The organism is Nocardioides humi, from assembly GCF_006494775.1.
GTDB lineage: Bacteria > Actinomycetota > Actinomycetes > Propionibacteriales > Nocardioidaceae > Nocardioides > Nocardioides humi.
On sequence record NZ_CP041146.1, the window covers coordinates 927,510 to 947,771 of the forward strand.

General features: G+C 73.0%; 19 protein-coding genes and 1 pseudogene. 7 read left to right on the top strand and 13 right to left on the bottom strand.

What is annotated here, in order from left to right:
• Positions 1-14 precede the first annotated feature (14 nt).
• Positions 15-4,952 carry an NAD-glutamate dehydrogenase gene (locus FIV44_RS04540; RefSeq protein WP_141003425.1) on the bottom strand — a complete coding sequence of 1,646 codons (4,938 nt, stop codon included), beginning with the start codon at positions 4,950-4,952 and terminating at the stop codon, positions 15-17.
• 67 nt (positions 4,953-5,019) lie between these two features.
• Here FIV44_RS04540 and FIV44_RS04545 point away from each other — a divergent pair, with 67 nt between their 5' ends.
• Together FIV44_RS04545 and FIV44_RS04550 are read left to right on the top strand one after the other, a co-directional pair.
• Positions 5,020-5,505 carry a DUF2505 domain-containing protein gene (locus FIV44_RS04545; RefSeq protein WP_181410989.1) on the top strand — a complete coding sequence of 162 codons (486 nt, stop codon included), beginning with the start codon at positions 5,020-5,022 and terminating at the stop codon, positions 5,503-5,505.
• A 1-nt stretch (position 5,506) separates the two neighbouring features.
• A complete protein-coding gene (locus FIV44_RS04550; RefSeq protein ID WP_141003427.1) occupies positions 5,507-5,989 on the top strand; it encodes a DUF2505 domain-containing protein in 483 nt (160 codons plus the stop codon).
• A gap of 5 nt (positions 5,990-5,994) precedes the next feature.
• Here FIV44_RS04550 and FIV44_RS30250 read toward each other — a convergent pair whose 3' ends face one another.
• A complete protein-coding gene (locus FIV44_RS30250) occupies positions 5,995-6,168 on the bottom strand; it encodes a hypothetical protein (protein ID WP_181410990.1) in 174 nt (57 codons plus the stop codon).
• Between the two features lie 17 nt (positions 6,169-6,185).
• Positions 6,186-7,840, bottom strand: a pseudogene (locus FIV44_RS04555) (WS/DGAT/MGAT family O-acyltransferase).
• Here FIV44_RS04555 and FIV44_RS04560 point away from each other — a divergent pair.
• The gene (locus tag FIV44_RS04560) at positions 7,824-8,192 is read left to right on the top strand and encodes a hypothetical protein (RefSeq protein WP_141003428.1); all 369 of its coding nucleotides are present in this window, start codon (positions 7,824-7,826) and stop codon (positions 8,190-8,192) included. The pseudogene FIV44_RS04555 and the gene FIV44_RS04560 sit on opposite strands and share 17 nt — an antisense overlap.
• Positions 8,189-9,523 carry a hypothetical protein gene (locus FIV44_RS04565; protein ID WP_141003429.1) on the top strand — a complete coding sequence of 445 codons (1,335 nt, stop codon included), beginning with the start codon at positions 8,189-8,191 and terminating at the stop codon, positions 9,521-9,523. The genes FIV44_RS04560 and FIV44_RS04565 overlap by 4 nt, the downstream gene beginning before the upstream one ends.
• A gap of 25 nt (positions 9,524-9,548) precedes the next feature.
• Here FIV44_RS04565 and FIV44_RS04570 read toward each other — a convergent pair whose 3' ends face one another.
• The 4 genes from FIV44_RS04570 to FIV44_RS04585 are packed head-to-tail and all read right to left on the bottom strand — an operon-like array spanning position 9,549 to position 12,070.
• Positions 9,549-9,896, bottom strand: coding sequence for a type II toxin-antitoxin system PemK/MazF family toxin (locus FIV44_RS04570; RefSeq protein WP_141003430.1), 348 nt, complete (start codon positions 9,894-9,896; stop codon positions 9,549-9,551).
• A complete protein-coding gene (locus FIV44_RS04575) occupies positions 9,890-10,135 on the bottom strand; it encodes a CopG family transcriptional regulator (protein WP_141003431.1) in 246 nt (81 codons plus the stop codon). Before FIV44_RS04575 ends, FIV44_RS04570 begins: the two co-directional genes overlap by 7 nt.
• Positions 10,136-10,176: 41 nt before the next feature.
• A complete protein-coding gene (locus FIV44_RS04580; protein WP_141003432.1) occupies positions 10,177-11,397 on the bottom strand; it encodes a CpaE/TadZ family protein in 1,221 nt (406 codons plus the stop codon).
• 16 nt (positions 11,398-11,413) lie between these two features.
• Positions 11,414-12,070 carry a hypothetical protein gene (locus tag FIV44_RS04585; RefSeq protein ID WP_141003433.1) on the bottom strand — a complete coding sequence of 219 codons (657 nt, stop codon included), beginning with the start codon at positions 12,068-12,070 and terminating at the stop codon, positions 11,414-11,416.
• Between the two features lie 322 nt (positions 12,071-12,392).
• Here FIV44_RS04585 and FIV44_RS04590 point away from each other — a divergent pair, with 322 nt between their 5' ends.
• Positions 12,393-12,635, top strand: coding sequence for a helix-turn-helix domain-containing protein (locus tag FIV44_RS04590; protein ID WP_141003434.1), 243 nt, complete (start codon positions 12,393-12,395; stop codon positions 12,633-12,635).
• Positions 12,636-12,667: 32 nt separating this feature from the next.
• On the opposite strand, the gene FIV44_RS04595 is transcribed toward FIV44_RS04590, so the two are convergent.
• The 3 genes from FIV44_RS04595 to sigE all read right to left on the bottom strand — a co-directional run bounded on the left by FIV44_RS04595 (position 12,668) and on the right by sigE (position 15,463).
• Positions 12,668-14,092: a S1C family serine protease gene (locus tag FIV44_RS04595; protein WP_141003435.1), complete on the bottom strand. Its 1,425-nt coding sequence runs from the start codon at positions 14,090-14,092 to the stop codon at positions 12,668-12,670.
• Positions 14,093-14,348: 256 nt separating this feature from the next.
• Positions 14,349-14,852 carry an anti-sigma factor family protein gene (locus FIV44_RS04600; protein WP_141003436.1) on the bottom strand — a complete coding sequence of 168 codons (504 nt, stop codon included), beginning with the start codon at positions 14,850-14,852 and terminating at the stop codon, positions 14,349-14,351.
• Positions 14,849-15,463, bottom strand: coding sequence for an RNA polymerase sigma factor SigE (sigE, locus tag FIV44_RS04605; RefSeq protein ID WP_141003437.1), 615 nt, complete (start codon positions 15,461-15,463; stop codon positions 14,849-14,851). Before sigE ends, FIV44_RS04600 begins: the two co-directional genes overlap by 4 nt.
• Positions 15,464-15,637: 174 nt before the next feature.
• Here sigE and FIV44_RS04610 point away from each other — a divergent pair, with 174 nt between their 5' ends.
• A complete protein-coding gene (locus FIV44_RS04610; RefSeq protein WP_246086807.1) occupies positions 15,638-16,294 on the top strand; it encodes an O-methyltransferase in 657 nt (218 codons plus the stop codon).
• A gap of 4 nt (positions 16,295-16,298) precedes the next feature.
• Here the strand turns inward: FIV44_RS04610 and FIV44_RS04615 are convergent, their stop codons facing one another.
• Both FIV44_RS04615 and FIV44_RS04620 read right to left on the bottom strand, forming a co-directional pair.
• On the bottom strand, positions 16,299-17,738 hold the full coding sequence (locus FIV44_RS04615) for a leucyl aminopeptidase family protein (protein WP_246086808.1): 1,440 nt from the start codon (positions 17,736-17,738) through the stop codon (positions 16,299-16,301).
• A 126-nt stretch (positions 17,739-17,864) separates the two neighbouring features.
• Positions 17,865-18,032: a DUF3117 domain-containing protein gene (locus FIV44_RS04620; RefSeq protein WP_181410991.1), complete on the bottom strand. Its 168-nt coding sequence runs from the start codon at positions 18,030-18,032 to the stop codon at positions 17,865-17,867.
• A 173-nt stretch (positions 18,033-18,205) separates the two neighbouring features.
• Between FIV44_RS04620 and FIV44_RS04625 the strand changes: the two genes are divergently transcribed.
• Positions 18,206-19,570 (top strand): hypothetical protein, encoded by a 1,365-nt coding sequence (locus tag FIV44_RS04625; protein ID WP_141003440.1) that lies wholly within the window; start codon positions 18,206-18,208, stop codon positions 19,568-19,570.
• Positions 19,571-19,589: 19 nt separating this feature from the next.
• Here FIV44_RS04625 and FIV44_RS04630 read toward each other — a convergent pair whose 3' ends face one another.
• Positions 19,590-20,255, bottom strand: a complete 666-nt coding sequence (locus FIV44_RS04630) for a DUF6278 family protein (RefSeq protein WP_219996292.1) — start codon at positions 20,253-20,255, stop codon at positions 19,590-19,592.
• Between the last annotated feature and the right edge of the window lie 7 nt (positions 20,256-20,262).

The following is a 20,262-nucleotide window of genomic DNA, read 5'->3' on the forward strand; positions in this document are numbered from 1 at the left end:
ACCCTAACCGGGGCTCAGGCGAGCAAACCTCGCACCACCCGCAGGCCGACCGAGACCTTCGCGATGTCGGTCGGCTCGTCGGCGCAGACCGCGGTGAGGGCGCCGATCGCCTTGTCGACGACCCCGCCGGCCTCGCCCTCCCACGACGAGACCCGCCGGGCGGCGGCCTCGTGGGGGTCGTCGGTGCCGGTGACGTCGGCGGTGGCGTCCAGCACCTGGGCGGTCAGCTGGGCGTGGACGGCGTGCAGGTCGTCGCGCAGGGCGGCGCGGGCCATCGTCTGCCACTGGTCCTCCCGGGGCAGGTCGACGATCCGGCGCTGCAGCGCGGACAGGCCGAGCCGCTCCCCCAGCGCGAAGTGGACGCGCGCCACCTCGGCGGGGCTCAGGTCGTGGCTGTCGGCGATCTCGACGACGTTGAGCAGCGTGTAGGCGACGTCGAAGGACGCGACCCGGGCCGCGAGCTCCTCGGGGACCTCCTGCTTGACCAGCTGGGCGCGCCGGGCCTCGTACGCCGCCAGCTCGGCGCCGGTCAGCAGGTGCGGCAGCTCGAGCATCGTCTCCTGCACGGGAGCGGCGAAGAAGTCGACGTTGCCCTGGCTGTCGAGCGGCGGCCGCCGGTTGGTGACCAGCCAGCGGGAGGCGCGCTCGACGAGGGTGCGCATCTCCACCCGCATCCGGGTCTGCACGGCCGCGTCGAGGACGTTGTCGTACTGCTCCAGCTCGCGGCGCAGGCCGAGCGAGCCGAAGATCTCCCGGGCGACGAAGTTGGCGCGGGTGAGCTCGGCGGCGCTGGCGCCGGTCTCGCCCGCCAGGCGCGGCCAGTAGGTCATGCCGGCGCCGTTGACGAGGTCGTTGACGACCTGGGTCACGATGATCTCGCGGCGCAGCGGGTGCGCGCCGACCTGGTCGCGGAAGCCGGCCTGCACCGGCGCGGGGAAGTACGACTCCAGGTCCAGGCTGAGGTACGGGTCCTCGGGCAGGTCCGAGGCGAGCAGCTCCTCGGCCAGCACGATCTTCGTGTAGGCCATCAGCACCGCCAGCTCGGGCTGGGTGAGCGTGCCGCCGGCCTCGATCCGGCGCGCGACCTCCCGGCTGGACGGCAGGGCCTCGAGCTCGCGGTCGAGCAGGCCCTGCGCCTCGAGGTCGCGCATCCACTGCTCGTGGACGTGCAGCAGCGAGACGGCGTTCTTCGCCGCGCTGGCGAGCGCGAGGTTCTGGTCGTAGTTGTCGCGCAGCACCAGGTCGGCGACCTCGTCGGTCATCGACGCCAGCAGCTCGTTGCGCTGCTTGCCGGTCAGGTCGCCGTCGGCGACGACGCGGTCGAGCAGGATCTTGAGGTTGACCTCGTGGTCGGAGGTGTCCACGCCGGCCGAGTTGTCGATGAAGTCGGTGTTGATCCGGCCGCCGTTGGCGGCGTACTCGATCCGGCCGGGCTGGGTGAAGCCCAGGTTGCCGCCCTCGCCGACGCAGCGGGCCCGCAGCTGCCCGCCGTCGACCCGGATCGCGTCGTTGGACTTGTCCCCGGCATCGGCGTCGGTCTCGGCGGCGGCCTTGACGTAGGTGCCGATGCCGCCGTTCCAGAGCAGGTCCGCCGGCGCCAGCAGGATCGCCCGCATCAGCTCCGCCGGGGTCATCTGCTCGACGTGCCCGGCGATGCCGAGCGCGGCGCGGATGTGGTTGTTGATCGGGATCGACTTCGCGCTCCGGCGGAACACGCCGCCGCCCTCGGAGATGAGGGACCGGTCGTAGTCCTGCCAGCTGGAGCGCGGGAGGTCGAAGAGCCGCCGGCGCTCGGCGTACGACGCCGCGGCGTCGGGCTCGGGGTCGATGAAGATGTCGCGGTGGTCGAAGGCCGCCACGAGCCGGATGTGCTCGGAGCAGAGCATGCCGTTGCCGAAGACGTCGCCGGACATGTCGCCGATGCCGACGACGGTGATGTCCTCGTTCTGGCAGTCGATGCCCATCTCGCGGAAGTGCCGGCGCACCGAGACCCAGGCGCCCTTGGCGGTGATGCCCATCGCCTTGTGGTCGTAGCCGACCGAGCCGCCGCTGGCGAAGGCATCGCCCAGCCAGAAGCCGTAGTCCTGCGCGACGCCGTTGGCGATGTCGGAGAAGGTCGCGGTGCCCTTGTCGGCGGCGACGACGAGGTAGGAGTCGTCGGCGTCGTGACGGACGACGTCCGGGGGCGGCACGGTCTCGCCGGCGACCAGGTTGTCAGTGACGTCGAGCAGGCCGCGGATGAAGGTCGTGTAGCAGGCGACGCCCTCGGCCAGCCAGGCCTCGCGGTCGGCGCTGTCGGGGAGCTGCTTGGCGTAGAACCCGCCCTTGGCGCCCACCGGGACGATGACGGTGTTCTTGACCATCTGCGCCTTCACCAGACCGAGGATCTCGGTGCGGAAGTCGTCGCGGCGGTCCGACCAGCGCAGGCCGCCGCGGGCGACGGCGCCGAAGCGGAGGTGCACGCCCTCGACGCGCGGCGAGTAGACGAAGATCTCGAACCGCGGCCGGGGCTCGGGGAGGTCCGGGATGGCGGAGGGCTCCAGCTTGAGCGAGAGGTACGGCTTGGGGGTCCCGCCGTCGGCCTGGAAGTAGTTGGTGCGCAGGGTCGCGCGGATGTGGGTGAGATAGGACCGCAGGATCCGGTCGTGGTCGAGGCTGACGACGTCGTCGAGGGCGGCGCGCACCTTCTCGACCAGTGCCTCCTCGCGTGCGGTGCGGCCCTCCTCGCCCGCGGGGTCGAAGCGGACCTCGAAGAGCGCGACGAGCAGCTGGGCCAGGTCGACGTTGTCGACCAGCGCCTGCTCGATGGAGTCGACGGCGAACGGGCTGTTGCCCTGCTTCATGTACTTCGCGTAGGCGCGCAGCAGCATCGCCTGGCGCCAGGTGAGCTGGGCGCGCAGCACGAGGCGGTTGAAGCCGTCGGTCTCGGTCTGGCCGTCCCACATGGCGCGCATGGCGGCGGAGAACAGCTCGCGGGCGTGGTCGGGCAGCGGCTCGTCGTACCGGAGGCCGAAGTCGTAGATGTGGGTCAGCCGCTCCAGGCCGGCGAGGGCGTAGGGCCGCTCGTCGACGACCTCGACGCCCATCGAGGCGAGCATCGGGAGCACCGCGCTGAGCGAGAGCGGCTCCCCGACGCGGAACATCTTCAACCGCGCCTCGCCGTCGTCGGCGTCGACCTCGGCGTAGAGCAGCTGGTCGCGGCCATCCTCGCCGCGGATCCCCTCGATCCGGCCGAGGTCGACCGCGGCGGTGCGCGGCGTGAAGTCCTCCTTGTAGGCCTCGGGGAAGGCGTCGAGGTAGCGCCGGCCGAGCAGGGCGCCGACCTCCTCGCCGTACTCCGTGATGACGGCCTGGAGGAAGTCCTCCTGCCAGGACCGGGACGCCTCCACCAGCCGGCGCTCGAGGTCGACGGTGTCGATGTCGTCGGGGATCAGCTCGCCCTTGGGCAGGTGCACGACGAAGTGGACGCGCGCGGTCGTCGACTCGTTGATGCTGACGTTGAACTCCACCGAGTCCGGGCCGATCCGGCCCTTGCCGATCTGCTCGGTGAGGATCTGCACGAACCGGTGCCGTACGCCGGTGTTGTAGCGGTCGCGGGGCAGGTAGACGAGGACCGAGAGGTAGCGCGCATAGGTGTCGCGGCGGATGAACAGGCGTACGGCGCGGCGCTCGCGGGCCTGCATCGCGGCCTCGACGATCGGGGCCAGCTCGTCGACCGGCGTGTGGAAGAGCTCGTCGCGAGGGTAGGTCTCGAGCGTGTCGAGCAGGGCGGCGCCGTCGTGGCTGCGGGCGTCGTACCCGCTGCGTGCGAGCACCTCCTCGACCTTCTCGCGCAGCAGCGGGATCCGCAGCAGCGACTCGGTGTAGGCGGCGCTGGAGAGCAGGCCGAGGAACCGGCGCTCCCCCACGACCTCGCCGTCGGGGCCGAAGGTCTTCACGCCGACGTAGTCGAGGTACGCCGGGCGGTGCACCGTCGAGCGCGAGTTGGCCTTGGCCAGCACCAGCAGCCGCTTCTCGCGGGCCTTGGCCTTGACCGCGTCGGGCAGCCGGCTGAACGCGATCGAGGTGTCCCCCTCGGCGGGGTGCTCGCGCAGGATGCCGAGGCCGGTGCCGGGGACGGGGCGCAGCACATCATCTTCGAGGCCCTCGTCGCCGTCGACGCCACCATCGATACGGACCCGGTCCAGCACGTACTCGCGGTAGCCGAGGAAGGTGAAGTGCTCGTCGGCGAGCCAGCGGAGCAGCTCGCCGGCCTGGCGGACCTCCTCGGCGTCGAGCGGCGGCGGGTCGGAGGCGAGGCCGGCGACGACCTCGGACACCCGCTCCTGCATGCCGGGCCAGTCCTCGACCGAGGCCAGGACGTCGCCCAGCACCCGGCGGCAGTCGGCGGCGACCTGCTCGGGCGTGTCGTCGCCCTCGCCGCTGAGCCGGCCGATCTCGATGTGCATCCACGACTCGCGCACCGTGCCCTCGACCGGGGCCGTCGACCCCGACGCCACCGGCTCGGCCGAGATCAGGCGCCCCGACTCGTCGCGGCGTACGTCGAAGGTGGGGTGCACGACCGTGCGGACGTCGTGCAGCCCGCGGGAGAGCTCCATGGTGAGGGAGTCGACGAGGAAGGGCATGTCGTCCACGACGACCTCGACGACCGAGTGGCTGCCGGCCGACCAGCCGTGCTCGGCCACGGTCGGCGTGTGGACCCGGATCTTGACCTGGCCCGGTGTGCGGTCGAGGGCCAGGTGGTGGTGGGAGGCGAAGGCGCCGTACACGTCGAGGTCGCTGCGGGACGCGAGCTCGTCGGTGTCGACGTGCCGGTAGTAGGCCGGCAGCAGGGCGGGGAGTGCCTCGCGGGGCGGCGCCCCCGACCCTCTGCGCGGTCCGGCCGCCGCGGCGGCCTGCTCGAAGATGCGGTCACGGTCGGCCCCCTGTGCCGAGGGCGGCAGCGTCGTCATTGACACGACTCGACACTAGGACCTCGCCGTCGCCGCTCACAACAGCGAATGCGACATGATGTCTCGTATGCGATACAACCGAGAGCTCGCCTACGACGCGCCGCCCGCGGAGGTGTTCGCGATGCTCGCGGACCCCGCCTTCCGGGAGCGGGTCGGCGCCGCCCAGGGCGTCGTCTCGATCGACGTGACCGTCACCCGCTCCGGGGCCGGGTTCACGCTGGTGAGCGACCAGGTGCAGAACACCGCGGGGCTGCCCGCGATCGCCAAGAGGATCGCCGGCGAGACCACGCAGGCGCTGGTCCGCGAGGAGTGGGCCGACGCGACGTCGGGGACGATCGAGATCACCGCGCCGGGCAAGCCGACCAGGGCGGTGGGTACTGTCCGGCTCGTGGCCGACGCCGGGGCCGGCACGACGTACGTCCAGGACCTCGACGTCACCGTCAAGGTCCCGCTGGTGGCCGGCAAGCTGGAGCGGCTGATGGCCGACAACATCGACGCAGGCCTCACCGTGGAGCACACGGTGGGCACGGCCTGGCTGAAGGGAGAGCACTGAGATGGCGACCCGACTGGTGCACGAGATGACGTACGACGCCCCGGCGATCGAGGTCGCGGCCATGCTGTCCGACCCGGTGTTCCGGGAGACCGTGTGCCGCAACCAGCGCGCGACGTCGTACGCCGTCGAGATCGAGGGCAATGTCGACGCGAAGGCCGTGCGGATCGAGATGGAGCAGCCGACCGACAAGGTGCCGGCGTTCGCGAAGAAGTTCATCGGCGAGACCACCACGATCGTGCAGACCGAGACCTGGTCGAGCCCGCTGAAGGCCACCGTGACCGTCGGCATCCCCGGCAAGCCCGGCGAGATCACCGGCACCGCCACCCTGGTCGAGGCCGACGGCGCCACCGTGGAGACCGTCGAGCTGGAGATCAAGGTCAAGATCCCGCTCGTCGCGGGCAAGATCGAGGAGCTGCTGGCCAAGCTGCTCGGCAGTGCGCTGCGGGCCGAGGAGCGCACCGGCAAGGAGTGGCTCAGCAGCTGAGTCCGCTAGTCCGCGTCGTGGTGCTGGGGGTCGTCCAGCAGTGCGTCGTCGTCCTCGCCCGCCTCGGCGCGGCGCCGGACGGCGATCACGATCCCCAGCACGACGAACGGCCCGAACGCGAGCACGATCGTGGCGATCTGCTCGACCGGGTGCAGGGCGCCGAGATGCAGCGGGATCACGTGGACCATGGTCCCACTCAGGACCGCTCGTCCTTCGCGGACCCCTTGGTCGTGCTCGATCCCTTCGCCGTCGACTTGGCGGTACGACGCCCGCGCGGCGCGCGCTGGCGGGTGGCCGAGGACAGGTCGATCAGCTCGTCGAGCGCCTCGCGCAGGCAGGCGCCGAGCAGGTCGGCGTCGGGGATCCAGTCGCGGTCGGCGGTGATGCCGTAGTAGACACCGCCGTCGTACGACGTCACGCCGATCGCGAGCGGGTGCCCGGGGTGAGCGGCGGGACGGGGTAGCTGGCGAGCATCCGGGCGCCGGCGGCGTACAGCGGGGCCTGGGGGCCGGGCACGTTGGTGACGGACAGCTGGTAGCCGCGGCGCAGCTCGATCGAGGCGACCCGCGAGCCGATGGCGTGGAAGGTCGTGGGCGCGAAGCCCGCGATCCCGGCGAGCCGGTTGGCCGCGACGCTGCGGCCGGTGTCCTTGTGGGCCTGGAAGGAGTAGGAGACCTGGTGCAGCCGCACCACCGGGCTCGGCTCGCCCACGGGCAGGTCGACGAAGTGGGCGGCGATCTGGCTGCCGAGCGAGGTGGCCTCGAGCTCCTCGTCGATCACCGAGACGGGGACGACGGCCCGGACCTGCCGCAGCCCGCCGAGCGACTCGGCGCGGGTCATCAGCCAGGCGCGCAGGGCGCCGGTGACGGTGGCGAGGATGACGTCATTGACGGTGCCGCCGTGGGCCTCGCGGACCCGGCGGTAGTCGGCGAGCCGGGTCTCGACGGTGACGATCCGGCGCTGCTGGGAGAGCGGCCCGTTGATGACGCCCTTCGACTTCGGGCGCCGGCCGGTGGCCGCGGCGAGGAAGGAGCGGGCCCGCTCGCTGCGCCGGTCGGCGGTGCGCGCGAGGGCGCGGGAGCCGGTGCGAACGGTGTCGAGCAGCTCGCCGGCGTCGGTGAGGTTGTCGCGGACCGCGGCGGCCAGCAGGTTGGCCGGGTTGGGCGAGCGCCGCGGCTGCCAGTCGTCGGGCTCGAGCGCGCGCGCCTCCGGCTGGAGGTCGAGCAGCAGCTGGCCGAGGTCGACGGTGTGGACGCCGTCGACCAGCGCCTGGTGGGTCTTGGAGAGCAGCGCGACCCGGCCGCCCTCCAGTCCCTCGACGAAGTAGATCTCCCACAGCGGGCGGGTGCGGTCGAGCGGACGGGACACGATCCGCGCGACCAGCTCGAGGAGCTGCGCGGACGTGCCGGGGCGCGGGAGCGCGGAGCGTCGTACGTGGAAGCCGAGGTCGAAGCCCTCGTCGTCGACCCATACCGGGTTGGCCAGGTGGCCGGGGATCGCCTGCAGCCGCTGCCGATAGCGCGGCACGAACGCGATCCGGTCGCGGATCAGCCCGACCAGGCGGGAGTGGTCGAACGCGTCGGGGCCCTCACCGGGATCGAAGATCTCGATGGTCGCGTTGTGCTGCGGCGTCTGCGGCGACTCCTGCTCCAGGAACGTCAGGTCGCGTGGGCGCACCCGATCCACCACGTCGTACTCCAACCCTCTGGACGGATCCCCGGGATGACTCAGCGACCGGCCCCATCCGGTCGCCTTGGGATCACCGTGAGATTCTGGCAGACGACATCGACCATCCGTGGATTCGTCCACGGGTGTTGTGTGAGGAGGAGGAAGCATGCAGCGGCTGCGCATCGGTCGTGCCCTCGGTGCGGTGCTCGCCGGGACCCTGCTCCTCGGGACCGCCACCGCGTGCGGGTCCGAGGACAAGACGGGCTCCGAGGAGACGGTCGTCGTCGACATCACGGTCGAGGGCGGTGAGATCACGCCGAAGGGCGACCGGGTCAAGGTCTCGGCCGGGCAGCCCATCGACCTCGTGGTCACCGCCGACACCGCCGGCTCGCTGCACATGCACTCCGACCCGGAGCAGGAGTTCGCCTACGAGGCGGGCACCAAGACGTTCCCGATCTCGATCGACCGGCCGGGCGTGATCGAAGTGGAGTCGCACGACCCGCCGCAGATCATCGTGCAGCTCGAAGTCCGATGATCGCCGCCTCCGGGACCGTCGAAGCCCACGGCATCGGCGGCCAGGCCGACCTGCCGATCTCCCTCGAGCTCGCCGTGTCCGGCGCGGTCGCCGCCCTCGTCGTCTCCTTCACCGTCCTCGTCGTCGCCTGGCGTCGTCCCCGGTACGACGCCGGGCGGTTCGCCGGGCGCCCCGCACCCGCATTCCTCGACACGGTCACCGGCTCGACCGCGTTCCGGGTCGCGCTGCGGGTGCTCGGCATGGTCATCGCCCTGTACACGGTGTTCGTGGCGGTGCTCGGCAAGGACAGCCTGACGAACCCGTTCTTCGGCATCTTCTACGTCTGGTGGTGGGTCGGGCTGGTCTTCGCCTCGGCGCTGCTCGGCCCGGTGTGGCGGGCGATCAGCCCGGTCCGGACGATCAACGCCGGGATCGCCCGGCTCTCCGGCAGCGACCCCGACGAGGGCCTGCTCCGCTATCCCGACCGGCTGGGCCACTGGCCCGCCGCGCTCGGCCTGTACGCGTTCGTGTGGCTGGAGCTCGCCTACCGCTACCCCACCGAGCTGGGCTCGGTACGGCTGTGGTGCGCGGTCTACGTCGGCGTGATGCTGATCGGCGGCGCGGTCTTCGGCAACCGCTTCTACGAGAACGCCGACCCGTTCGAGGTCTACTCCTCGCTCATCGCCAAGCTCTCCCCCTGGGCGCGCGTCGACGGACGTCTCGTCGTGCGCAGCCCGCTGGCGAACCTGTCGACGATCCCGTCGAGGCCCGGCCTGGTCGCCGTGGTCGCCGTCCTGTTCGGCAGCACCGCCTTCGACTCCTTCGCCGAGTCGTCCTTCTGGGTGAAGACCTACCAGAACGCGTCGGTCAGCAAGTTCCTGCTCGACAACGTGGCGCTGCTCGTCTTCTGCCTGGTCGCCGGGATCCTGTTCAGCGTCGGCAGCGCGCTGACGCCCTCACGCGGCGACGTGTCGCGGCGCGAGCTGCCCCGCCGGTACGCCCACTCGATCGTGCCGATCATCCTCGGCTACATCGTGGCCCACTACCTGACCCTGTTCATCGACGTCGGCACGCAGACGCTGGCACGGGCCAGCGACCCGCTGGGCAGGGGGTGGGACATCCTGGGTACGGCGGGGGTCGAGCCGTCGTACTGGTTCTCCTATCACCCCGACGTGCTCGCCACGGTCAAGGTGCTCGCCGTGGTGGTCGGCCACGTGGTGGCGGCGGTCGCGGCCCACGACCGGGCGCTGAGCCTGCTGCCGAAGCGCGACCAGATCACCGGCCAGCTGCCGCTGCTGGCCGTGATGGTGGGATTCACCGCCGGCGGGCTGCTCCTGTTGTTCAGCGCCTGAGTCTGTATTCACCGAGCGCCGGGCGTCAGGACAGGGCGAGCACTTGGCGGACGCCGCGATCCACCTCGTGCATGAGGTGGTCCGGCACCCGGCCCACCGGATGGACGTCGAGGTCGCGTCGATCGACCGTCGCCAGTGCCGTCACGTTCGCCACCGAGTCCTTCGACAGCCCGGTGCCCGTCGCCGGGAGGAATACGTTGCCCGGCATCGCGGCCAGCGCGGTGTTCGAGGTCAGCGCCATGACGACTGTGGTCGCCAGCCGGCTCCGGTTGTAGCTGTCGGACTGGACCACCAGGACAGGACGCCGCTTGGCCGGGCCGCTCCCGCTCGGAGCACCGAAGTCGCACCAGTGGACATCGCCACGGTTCACCACTCGTCCGCCATCCCTGCCGCCAGCCGAACTCCGGCGGCCGCGGCGAACCGGGACGACTCGTCCGCGTTCACCTCGTCCGCCACCGCGTCGATGGCGGCGGTGAGGTCGGCGTCCTCGAGCTCGTCGGCGTAGCGCTCCGCCGCTGCGGAGTAGAACTGCGAGCGGTTCATGCCGTGCCTGCCCGCGACTCGCTCGACGCGCGCGAAGATCTCGTCGGGGACGGAGATGGCGGTCTTCATGCGCCGAGTATAACTCGGTATGACCGCTGAGGCGATCCCGGTCACCCCGCCACCCCCGCCACCGCGTCGAGCACCCGTGCGATCCCGCGGGTGAGCGGCGAGTCGCCGGACTCGACGAGGAGCCGGCCGGCCACCAGCGCGCGGTCGACGGCCGGCTGGTCGTCGGGCAGGAAGTGGACGCCGAGGTGGGCGCCGAAGCCGGAGAGCATCGCGACCACGTCGGCCTCGCGCCACCCCAGCGTCGGCCGCATCCGGTTGACGACGACCCGGACCCGCGGATCCGGCACGTGCTCGTGGACGTCGGTGAGCGCGCGGGCGAGCCGGGCCAGGCCGACCGGGTCGGCGGAGCCGACGAGCAGGATCTCGTCGGCGACCGCCACCGCCTCCCGGGTGAGTCCGTTGCGCTCGGGCCGTCCGGTGACGTCGCCGGGGTCGGGCTCGAGGCTGAACCCGGTGTCGAGCACCACCTGGACGCCCTCGCGGGCGCGCTCGACGATCGCGGTCAGCGTCCCGGGCCGCAGCTCGGCCCACCGATCCGGCCGGGGCAGCCCGGTCAGCACCCGCAGGCGGTCGGAGAGCCGGCGCTGGACGGTCGCGAGCCGCTCGTCCAGGGTGCCCGCGGCGACGAGCCGGGCGGCGGAGAGCAGGCCGGAGACCTCGTCGAGGATCCCGAGCTGCTGGGCGACCGCGCCGCCGTGGGGGTCGGCGTCGATCAGCAGGGTCGTCAGCCCGCGCCGGGCCAGCTCGCCGGCGAGGCCGCTCGCCAGCGTGGTCCGGCCCGGGGCCCCGCCGGCGCCCCAGACCGCCAGCACGCGGCCCGCGGGACCGTCGGCCGGTCCGTCGGCCCGTCCTGGGGCCGGCCGCGTCGGGTCGGGCACCGGCCGGTCGTCGTACGCCGGGACGGACGGGGTTGCGCCGTCGGGGAGGTCGGCGACCAGGCCGGCCAGCTCGGCCGCGCGGTCCGCGGCCAGCACGGTGACGATGCCGATCCGGGCCGCACGGGGCTCGGTGAGCTCGGGGTCCGGGGCGACGCCGACCACGTGGACGCCGTGCTGGAGCAGGTCGTCGACGACGCCCTGGTCGAGACCGGGCAGGTCGGCGGCGACCACGGCGACGTCGGCCTGGCCGGTGCGAGCCGCGGCGAGCAGGTCGGCGACGTCGACGCATCTCTTGAGCAGGACCGTGCCGGGATGCTCGTTGAGGGCGGTCAGCGCCCGCGACTCCCACGCGGCGCCGGAGGAGACCAGCAGGACGACGGTCACGCCGGGCATCGCGGCCTCACGACCGCTGCAGGATCCGGATCACCGGGTCCTGGAGCGCGCCGAGGAGCTGCTCGAACTCCGCCGCCCGCTCGTCGTCGACCGCCACGACCAGCTGGCGGGCGCCGGTGACGGCGAAGGTGTCGTCGTACGCCGGCGCGGCGACGACCGTGACGCGGCTCAGCGCCGGCCCGGCGGGCTCCTCGCTGTCGGCCTTCCTCTCGGCCGACCGGGCCGTGCCCGCGGGCGTCGCGACCGGACCGGACCCGTCGGTGAGCCACACGTCGACCACCGACCCGGCGGCGACGTCCGGAGGCACCCGGTTGGGATCGACCTCGAGCGGCACCCGCAGCACCGCCTCCTCGCGCGCCGCGCCCACCGCCGAGCGGGCCAGCAGCTCCCCCGCGCCGACCCCGCGGACCAGGACCAGGTCGCCCGGCACCGGCTCGTCGGCGGCGAAGTAGCGGCCGAGGGCGGCATCGTCGGCGAACCGCACACGTTGCACGACGAGGTCGTCGGCCACGACCGGCGTACCGGCGCCCCGCTCGCCCGCCATCGCCCACACCGTCACGGTGTCGTCGGCCGCGGCCAGCAGCCGGGCGCCGACGACGACCGAGCCCGTCACGAGCAGGACGCCGAGCCACAACCGGGGGTCGCGCCATGCCGGACGTGCCACCCGTTGGGCGGCAGGCGGGACAGGCGTGCCCGTCGAGCTCCCGAGATCTCGAGTCACGAGTGGCCTGTCTCGGAGGTGGCTTGCCCGCAGGCGTGCTCAGGGCATGCGCATCGCAAGGCGGCGGAGCGACGGCATACCGGGCTGTCTTCCGAGCGACGCCAACGCAGCGAGGTGCGTGTCCTGGGCGCGCGGGTGGGTGAGGCATCTCCGAGACAGGTCACTTCTTCATCATGCAGGGCGATCGTGCCGGCGTCACCTGGTCATCCACAGGCGCGCGGTGCCGCTGGCTGCATCGGCCGGCCTCGGATGCGACGATGGGCGCATGCCCGACAGTCCGGTCAGTCCGCGGTTCCTGACGCTCGCCGACGTCGCCGAGGTGCTCAACACCTCGAGCGCGCAGGTCTACGCGCTCGTCCGCCGCGGTGAGCTGCCGGCGATCAAGATCGGCGGCCGCGGCCAGTGGCGGGTCGAGGGCAGCCGGCTGGAGGAGTACATCAAGCAGCAGTACCGCGAGACCGAGCAGTACGTCGCCGAGCACCCCTTCGTGGAGTCCGACGCCGACTGACCGCCGGGCGCGCTCCGGGGCCGACGAGCGGGTCAGCCCTCCTGGCCGTCGAGGGTGACCTCGACCTTCTTCTCGTCCGAGCCGCGGGTGAAGGTGAACTCGATCGTCTCCCCGGGCTGGTGGGTGCGGATCGCGACGATGAGGGCGTTGCCGTCGGTGACCCGGCTGCCGTTGACGTGGGTGATCACGTCGCCCTTGCGCAGGCCGGCCTTCTCGGCGGGGCTGCCGGAGTTGATCTTGCTGAGCTCGGCCCCGTCGCCGCCGGGGATGCCGCCGGTCTTCACCTCGGCGCCGATCAGCGGGTACTGCGCCTTGCCCGTCTTGAGGATCTGGTCGGCGGTGACCCGGACCTGCTCGACCGGGATGGCGAAGCCGACGCCGATGTTGCCGGCCTCGGAGTCGATCGAGCCGCCGCCCGCGGTGGCGATGGCGGAGTTGACGCCGACCACCTCGCCCTTCTGGTTGACCAGCGGGCCGCCGGAGTTGCCGGGGTTGATCGCCGCGTCGGTCTGGATGGCGTCGATCCAGGACTGGGAGTCCCGCGAGGAGCCGGTGGTGACCGGGCGGTGGAGGAAGCTGACGATGCCCGAGGTGACGGTGTCGGGCAGGCTCAGCGGGGAGCCGATGGCGACGACCGGCTCACCGACCTGGAGCTTCGCCGAGTGGCCCAGCTTGGCGGGCTTCAGCCCGTCGTGGTCCTCGACGTAGAGGATCGCCAGGTCGTAGATGGGGCTGCGGCCGACCACCTCGGCGTCGTACCGGTTGCGGTCGTGGTCGACGACGACGATCGGACCGTTGTTCTGGGCGGCGTCGGCGACGACGTGGTTGTTGGTCACGATGTGGCCGTCGCCGTCCATCACCCACCCGGAGCCGCTCGCGCCGGCCGCCTCGCCGCCGTACTCGGCGATGATCTGGACCGTGCTCGGCAGCACCGCCTGGGCGACGTCGGCGACCGAGCCGGGAGCGGCCAGCGGCGGGGAGTCCTCGAGGTCGACGCCGGCGAGGCCGTCGCCGGAGTAGCCCGGGCCAGCGGGCGAGTCCTCGGAGATCCGGTCGTAGGCGAGCGCGCCGAGCAGGCCGCCGCCGAGGCCGACGACCAGGGCGACGGCGGCGACCACGGGGATCACCCAGCCCGGGAGCCGGGAACGGCTGCGGTCGGCGTGCGACGCGGGCATCCGGACCGTCAGGTCGGGCGGCACGGGCGGAGGCGGGAGCAGGGACGGCGCCAGGCCCGGGAGAGGGGTCGTGGGCTCGGGGACCGTGCCCGACGGCGACGCCAGGCCGGGCGCCGGCGCGGGAGCCGGCGCGGGGTCGGGCGCCGGCGCGGCGCCCGGGGCCGGGACGGCGCCGGGGGCCGGCGGGGCCCACTGGGTGTGGACGGGCTCGACCGGGTCCAGCGGCTCCAGCGGCTCCAGCGGCTCGGTGGGCTCGTGATCGGGGTCGGGCACGTCGTTCACGGGTCCATCATGTCCGATGGCCCCACACCCGGCCCGCGTCGGCTCAGCCACACCCGACCCTCCCGGGCCAGCCGAGAGACTTACGGATCCAAGCTCAGCTTGGATTCACCGATTCGCCGCGTCGCGAGCGTCACCAGGCGGGTGTGATGGCAAGGCAGCGGCGCGACGGCGGTCTGGTTGCACCATCGAGCGTCGCTAACGCCGCCAGCGCGCCCGGATGGTGGCGCGCAGCAGCGGCAAATCGGTGGATCCAAGCTCAGGGCAGCATCCGGCGCAGCGGCACCGGCACGATCGTGCCGAGGGTTCCCGGTGCGCTGGTGCTGCCGGGCACGCGCAGCGGTGTCCCGGACGGGCTCGGCACGGTGGTGTTGATCTGGCTGGCCGGCGGGCGGCGGTCGGCCGGCGGGGCGGTGCCGGGGGCGAAGCCCAGGGCGAGGACGCCGAGCATCGCCGCGCCGATCGCGCTGCCGCCGATCATCACGACGCCCGTGCTGGTACGACGGTGCGCGGGGTGCGGCTCGTGGCCGGCCAGCAGGGCGCCGCCGGGGGGCATGCTCAGCAGCGAGCCCTTGAGGTCGGACGGCGCGCCGCGCTCGCCCTCGCACAGCCCGGCCAGGCGGGTCTTCACCCAGCCCTCCCGCTCGACCAGGTCGCGGCAGGCGTGACAGGTGTAGACGTGGGACCACGCCTCCTCGGCCTCCCGAGCGGAGAGCTGGCCGTCGAGCAGCGCGCTGACCCGGTTCCCGAGGTGGCCGATCACGTCGTGGCTCCCCCGGCGACGGACAACGGCGCCGGACCGGCGTACCGGGTCCGTCCGTCGGCAGGCGCCCGGTGGGCCAGCGCGGTGCGCAGCAGCGCCCGGCCGCGGTGGATCCGCGAGCGGACGGTGCCCAGCTTGGCGCCCAGGATCTCGGCGATCTCCTCGTAGCTGAGGCCCTCGATGTCGCAGAGGACGACGGCCGCACGGAAGTCGGGCGGCAGGGACGCGAGCGCGGCGGCCACGTCGTCGTCGAAGGTCTGGTCGGCGTACGCCAGGTCGGGGGCCGGCGAGGCGCTCGCGAGCCGGGCGGCGCGCTCGTCGGACAGCGCGTCGAAGCGGATCCGCTGCTTGCGGCGGGCCTGGTCGAGGAAGAGGTTGGTGGTGATCCGGTGCAGCCAGCCCTCGAAGGTGCCGGGCGTGTAGGTGTGCAGCGAGCGGAAGACGCGGACGAAGACCTCCTGGGTGAGGTCCTCGGCGTCGTGGCGGTTGCCGGTCAGCCGCAGGGCGAGCCGGTAGACACGGTCGGAGTGCTCCTCGACGATGCGCCCCCAGTCCAGCTCGGACCGCCCCTGCCCGGTGGGCTGGGGGTGGGGATCGACGGGCTCCCTCATCGTGGCCTTCTTCCGCTGGATCAGTGCCAAGTGGCCGGGCTCCTCTCACCGTAGGGAACCGTCCTGAGGGTTCCCTGTGAACTCCCCTATCATTTGGCCACAACGATCGGCGACGAGCGAGTGTTCCCGGCGACGGTCCGCTCTCCGGGGCCTCGCACGCTCTAGGGTGAGGTCGTGGCTCCGACACCGATCAACGCGACCAGCTGGACCTTCGCCGACACCTATGTCGCCGAGGACGACGTCCTCGCCGCCGCCCGGGCGCGCGCCGAGGAGGTCGGCGTGACCCCGATCGGCGCCGGGACCGGCTCCACGCTGCGCTTCCTGGCGGCCGCCCTCGAGGCGCGTGCCGTGGTCGAGATCGGCACCGGCACCGGCGTCTCCGGCGTCTGGCTGCTGCGGGGCATGCGCCCCGACGGCGTGCTGACCACTGTCGACGTGGAGGCCGAGCACCAGCGGCTGGCGAAGGAGTCCTTCAAGGACGCCGGCGTCGCGCCGCAGCGGGTCCGCACCATCGCGGGCTCCGCGCTCGACGTGCTCCCCCGGCTGACCGACGGCCACTACGACATCGTCTTCGCCGACGGCGACAAGCGGGAGTACGCCGCCTACCTGTCCGAGGCGCTGCGCCTGCTCCGCCCCGGCGGCGTGGTGGCGTTCGACAACGCGCTGTGGCACGACCGGGTCGCCGACCCGGCCCAGCGCGACGACGAGACGGTCGCGATCCGCGAGCTCGTGCAGCAGGTCGCGGCGACCGAGGGCCTGGTGCCGGCGCTGCTGCCGGTCGGCGACGGGCTGCTGGTCGCGAAGAAGGAGTGGGTCCCCGAGGGGGACTGAGCGCCTACGCCCCGACGCCGGACAGCGGCTCGGCCGAGCCGAGCCACGACAGCAGCAGCCGGGAGCCGAAGCCCGAGGGACCGACGGTCCACTCGTGCCACTCCTTCTCCACGTCGCCGACCGAGGCGATGTCGAGGTGGGCCCACGGCACGTCGCCGACGAAGGGCTGGAGGAACAGCGCCGCCGTGATGGCCCCGGCGCCGCCCGGGTCGTTGGCGGCGTCGGCGACCTTGGAGGCGAGCTTGTCCTCGTAGCCGCGGTAGAGCGGGAAGCGCCAGACCGGCTCGCCGGCGCGCGCGCCGGCGGCGTCGAGCACGGCGGCGAGGGCGTCGTCGTTGGCGAACAGGCCGCCGACCTGCTGGCCGAGGGCGACCTTGACCGCGCCGGTGAGAGTGGCGACGTCGACGACGACGGCGGGGCTCAGCTCGCTGACGGCGTACGCCAGGGCGTCGGCGAGGACCAGGCGGCCCTCGGCGTCGGTGTTGCCGACCTCGGTGGTGCGCCCGCCGTGGTGGCGGATCACGTCGCCGGGGCGCAGGGCGCTGCCGGAGATGGCGTTCTCGGCGGCCGCGACCAGGCCGACCACCCGCACCGGGCAGTCGACGTCGGCGAGCGCGGCCATGGTCGCGAGGACCACGGCGCCGCCGGTCATGTCGCGCTTCATCGAGCCCATCGACGCGGCGGGCTTGATGGACAGGCCGCCGGAGTCGAAGGTGATGCCCTTGCCGACGAGGACGACGACGGGGAGCCTCTTCGCCGCGCGGGCCGAGACGCCGGCGGGTGTGTAGTCGAGGCGGATCAGGCGAGGCGGGGTCGCGGACGCGGCGCCGACGGCGAGGATGCCGCCGAAGCCGTCGCGGTCGAGGTCGCCCTCGTCCCAGACGCGTACGTCGAGCCCGCTCGCCGCCGCGATCTCCTCGGCCTGCGCGGCCAGCCACGCGGGGTTCTTCAGGTTCGAGGGCACGGTCGCCAGCAGCCGCGAGCGCCAGCCCGCGCCGCCGAGCGCGACCGCGCGCTCCAGGGCGGCCCGGTCCGTGGTCGCGCCGGCGAGCACCACCCGTCGTACGGGCTGGTGCTCGGGGCCGGTCGAGCGCCAGTGGAAGACGAACGTGCCGAGCATGGTGCCCGCCACGAACGCCTCGAGCGCGACGGGGTCGTCGGGCGAGGTGTCCTCGGCGACAGCGGGGATCGAGGTGGCGACGGCGGCCCGATCGCGCGCCGCCTTGGCCATCGCGGCGCCCGCGCGGCGCAGGTCGATCGGCCGGGCGGCGCCGACGCCGACGAGCAGCAGCATCCGCAGGGCGGGGTTGGCGGGCGCGCCGTCGGGGACGGGGACCACCGCGACCTCGGCGGTGGCGCCGGTGAGACCGTGCACCTCGGCGATGCCGACCAGGTCGAGGCCGAGCTCGTCGGCCAGCTCGTCGGCCCCGGGCCCGAGCAGCACCCCTCCGTCGTCACGCGGCAGGACCGGGAGCGCGACGACGTCGACGCCCTTGATGGCGCCGGGACGCAGCTCGCTGGCGGCGAATTCGGGGGTGAGACCTGGCCCGGGAGGACCGGGTGCCGTGCGTCAGCCGATGACATTCTTGAGCGCGTCGCCGAGCGCGGCAGCCTCCTCGGCGTTGAGCTCGACCACGAGTCGGCCACCACCTTCGAGCGGGACGCGCATCACGATGCCGCGACCCTCCTTGGTGACCTCGAGCGGACCGTCGCCGGTCCGAGGCTTCATCGCCGCCATGCGGGACCCCTCTTCCACTACCTCTGCGATCCGCCGGAGCCCTGTGCACCCGACTGTGCGCCAGATCATTATCCCTCATGCCGTGCGGCGGGCGCAGCGCACCTCGACAAGCCGGGTGTCGGGCCCGGTGGTTCCGCGGTTTGGGACCGATCGCTCGCGGGCAGGTCGCCGACGTGTCCCGAACCGTCCTGGCGCCGCTCACGTCAGTGCTCCTCCTGCTCCCCCTGCTGGCCGGCTGCTCCGCCGACGAGCCCGGCGCGCGCGGCGACGGGACGCCGACGACCGCCGCGCCGTCCGCGTCGGCCGTCGCCAGCGAGGAGCCCGCGCCGAAGCCGTTGCTGATCGGCGCGTTCCGCTACGTCAGCCCGTGCCGGCTGCTCGGCCCGGACGACGTCCGCGAGATCTACGGCAAGCCCGGCCCGTACGCCGACATCACGCAGGAGGGCATCGACTCTCCCCAGCCGGTGTACCCGAACGGCCGCGAGGTCGACAGCCAGTGCTGGTACCGCTTCGACGACAAGGCCAACACCTCCGTCCAGCTGTACGTCGACCAGTACCCTTCGAAGCGCGCCGCACGCAAGGCGTTCGCGTCGACGCTGCGCCTGGGGCGCGGCACGCTGTCGAAGCAGATCGAGCGCGACCTCCGCAAGGACAGCCCCCTCGCCGACGTGCTCCGCGGGCTGCTCGAGATCCAGAAGGAGAACGAGGCGAAGGGCGGCGGCGTGCGCACGCCGGCCATCGGCGAGGACATCGCCTTCGTGTCGGGACGCGGGTGGTTCGAGGCCCTGCGCGGCAACCTCGTGCTCCGCCTGAAGCGCAGCCAGTACCAGGGGACGCCGTTCGACGCGGTGAGCATCAAGGGCACCGTCCAGCAGACCCAGGAGGCGTTCCGGCGGATCGACGAGCGCCTGGCCGATCCCGACCTCGACCAGACCCGGGTCGACTCCTGGTGGCCGGACACGGCCGCCGACGGCTGGGCGCCGTTCGCGCGGGTCTGCGACGTCCTCGACGACGAGGCGATGGCGACGGCGACCGGCCGGGCCGTGCCGGACACCGTCACCGACGAGAGCGTCGTCCTCAAGCCGAAGGTCCGCCTCCGGCGCAACCACCTGCCCGGCAGCCGGTCGGTGTCGAACCGGTGCGAGCGCCGCCAGCGCGAGCCCGGCAGCGACGAGAACGCGATGTACGGCGACCTGCAGATCTGGTACACACCGCCGGGCCACACCGGCGGGGAGCTCCTCGACGGCGCCTTCGTGCGGACCATCTCCGGCGTCCAGGCCGAGGGCGACGTCACCATCGACCAGTGGCGCAGCCAGGGCTATCTCACCGACATCGACGTGAAGGGCGCCGACAAGGCCTACACCCTCACCTCCGAGCCGGACGGCAAGCACGACCGGTGGATCGCCGCCCAGGTCGGCGACCGGGTGCTGGTGCTGGACGTGTCCGAGTTCGGCGACAAGTCCGTCAGCGTGCCGCTCGGCCAGCTCCTGGCCGCGATGGAGGTCGCGATCGCGAACCTCGAGGACGCCACGCCCTGACCGGACGCGGCCACCCTGGTCACACCACCCGCTGCTCGGCGGCCAGCGCGGCCCGGACGAAGGCGATCACACTGTCGGCCTCGTCGCCGTCGAAGCGCTCCATCGCCCTGCCGAGCGGGTTCGCGAGGCGGCCCGACGGCATCTCGACGACCGGCACGCCGTCGTACGCCACCTGCTGGGACCAGCACGCCCCGGGGACGGCGCGGACCAGGACCTCGCCGAGGTAGGCGCCCGCCGCCCACACGTCGCTCTCGTCCACGGCCAGGCCGCGCTCGGGCTGCCGCGACCACTGGTCGAGGGAGGACTCGACCTGGTCGACGCTCTCGGCGGAGAAGTCGAGGATGTCGGCTCCGGCGGGATGCTCGGCGGCCCACTTCTCGGCGACCAGCCGCACCAGGGTGGCCGGGGCGGGCACGGACGCCGGCGCGGCCGTCCGCTCCATCTCGGCCGCCAGCCGGGTGAGCAGCGCGTCGACCTCGGTCATCCGGTAGCCCCGGACGGCCAGCGAGAAGCGGACCCGGCGCAGGTCGTCGGCCCGCACGGGCCGGTCCGCCGGGACGAGCGCGTCCGGCCGGTCGTCGTACGCCGGCGCCATCGGCTCGCCGCGGCCGGCGGCGAGCAGGGCGACACCGCCCATCGCCAGCACGATGAGGACGGCGAACACCCACATCATCGGGTGGGACATGCGGCGT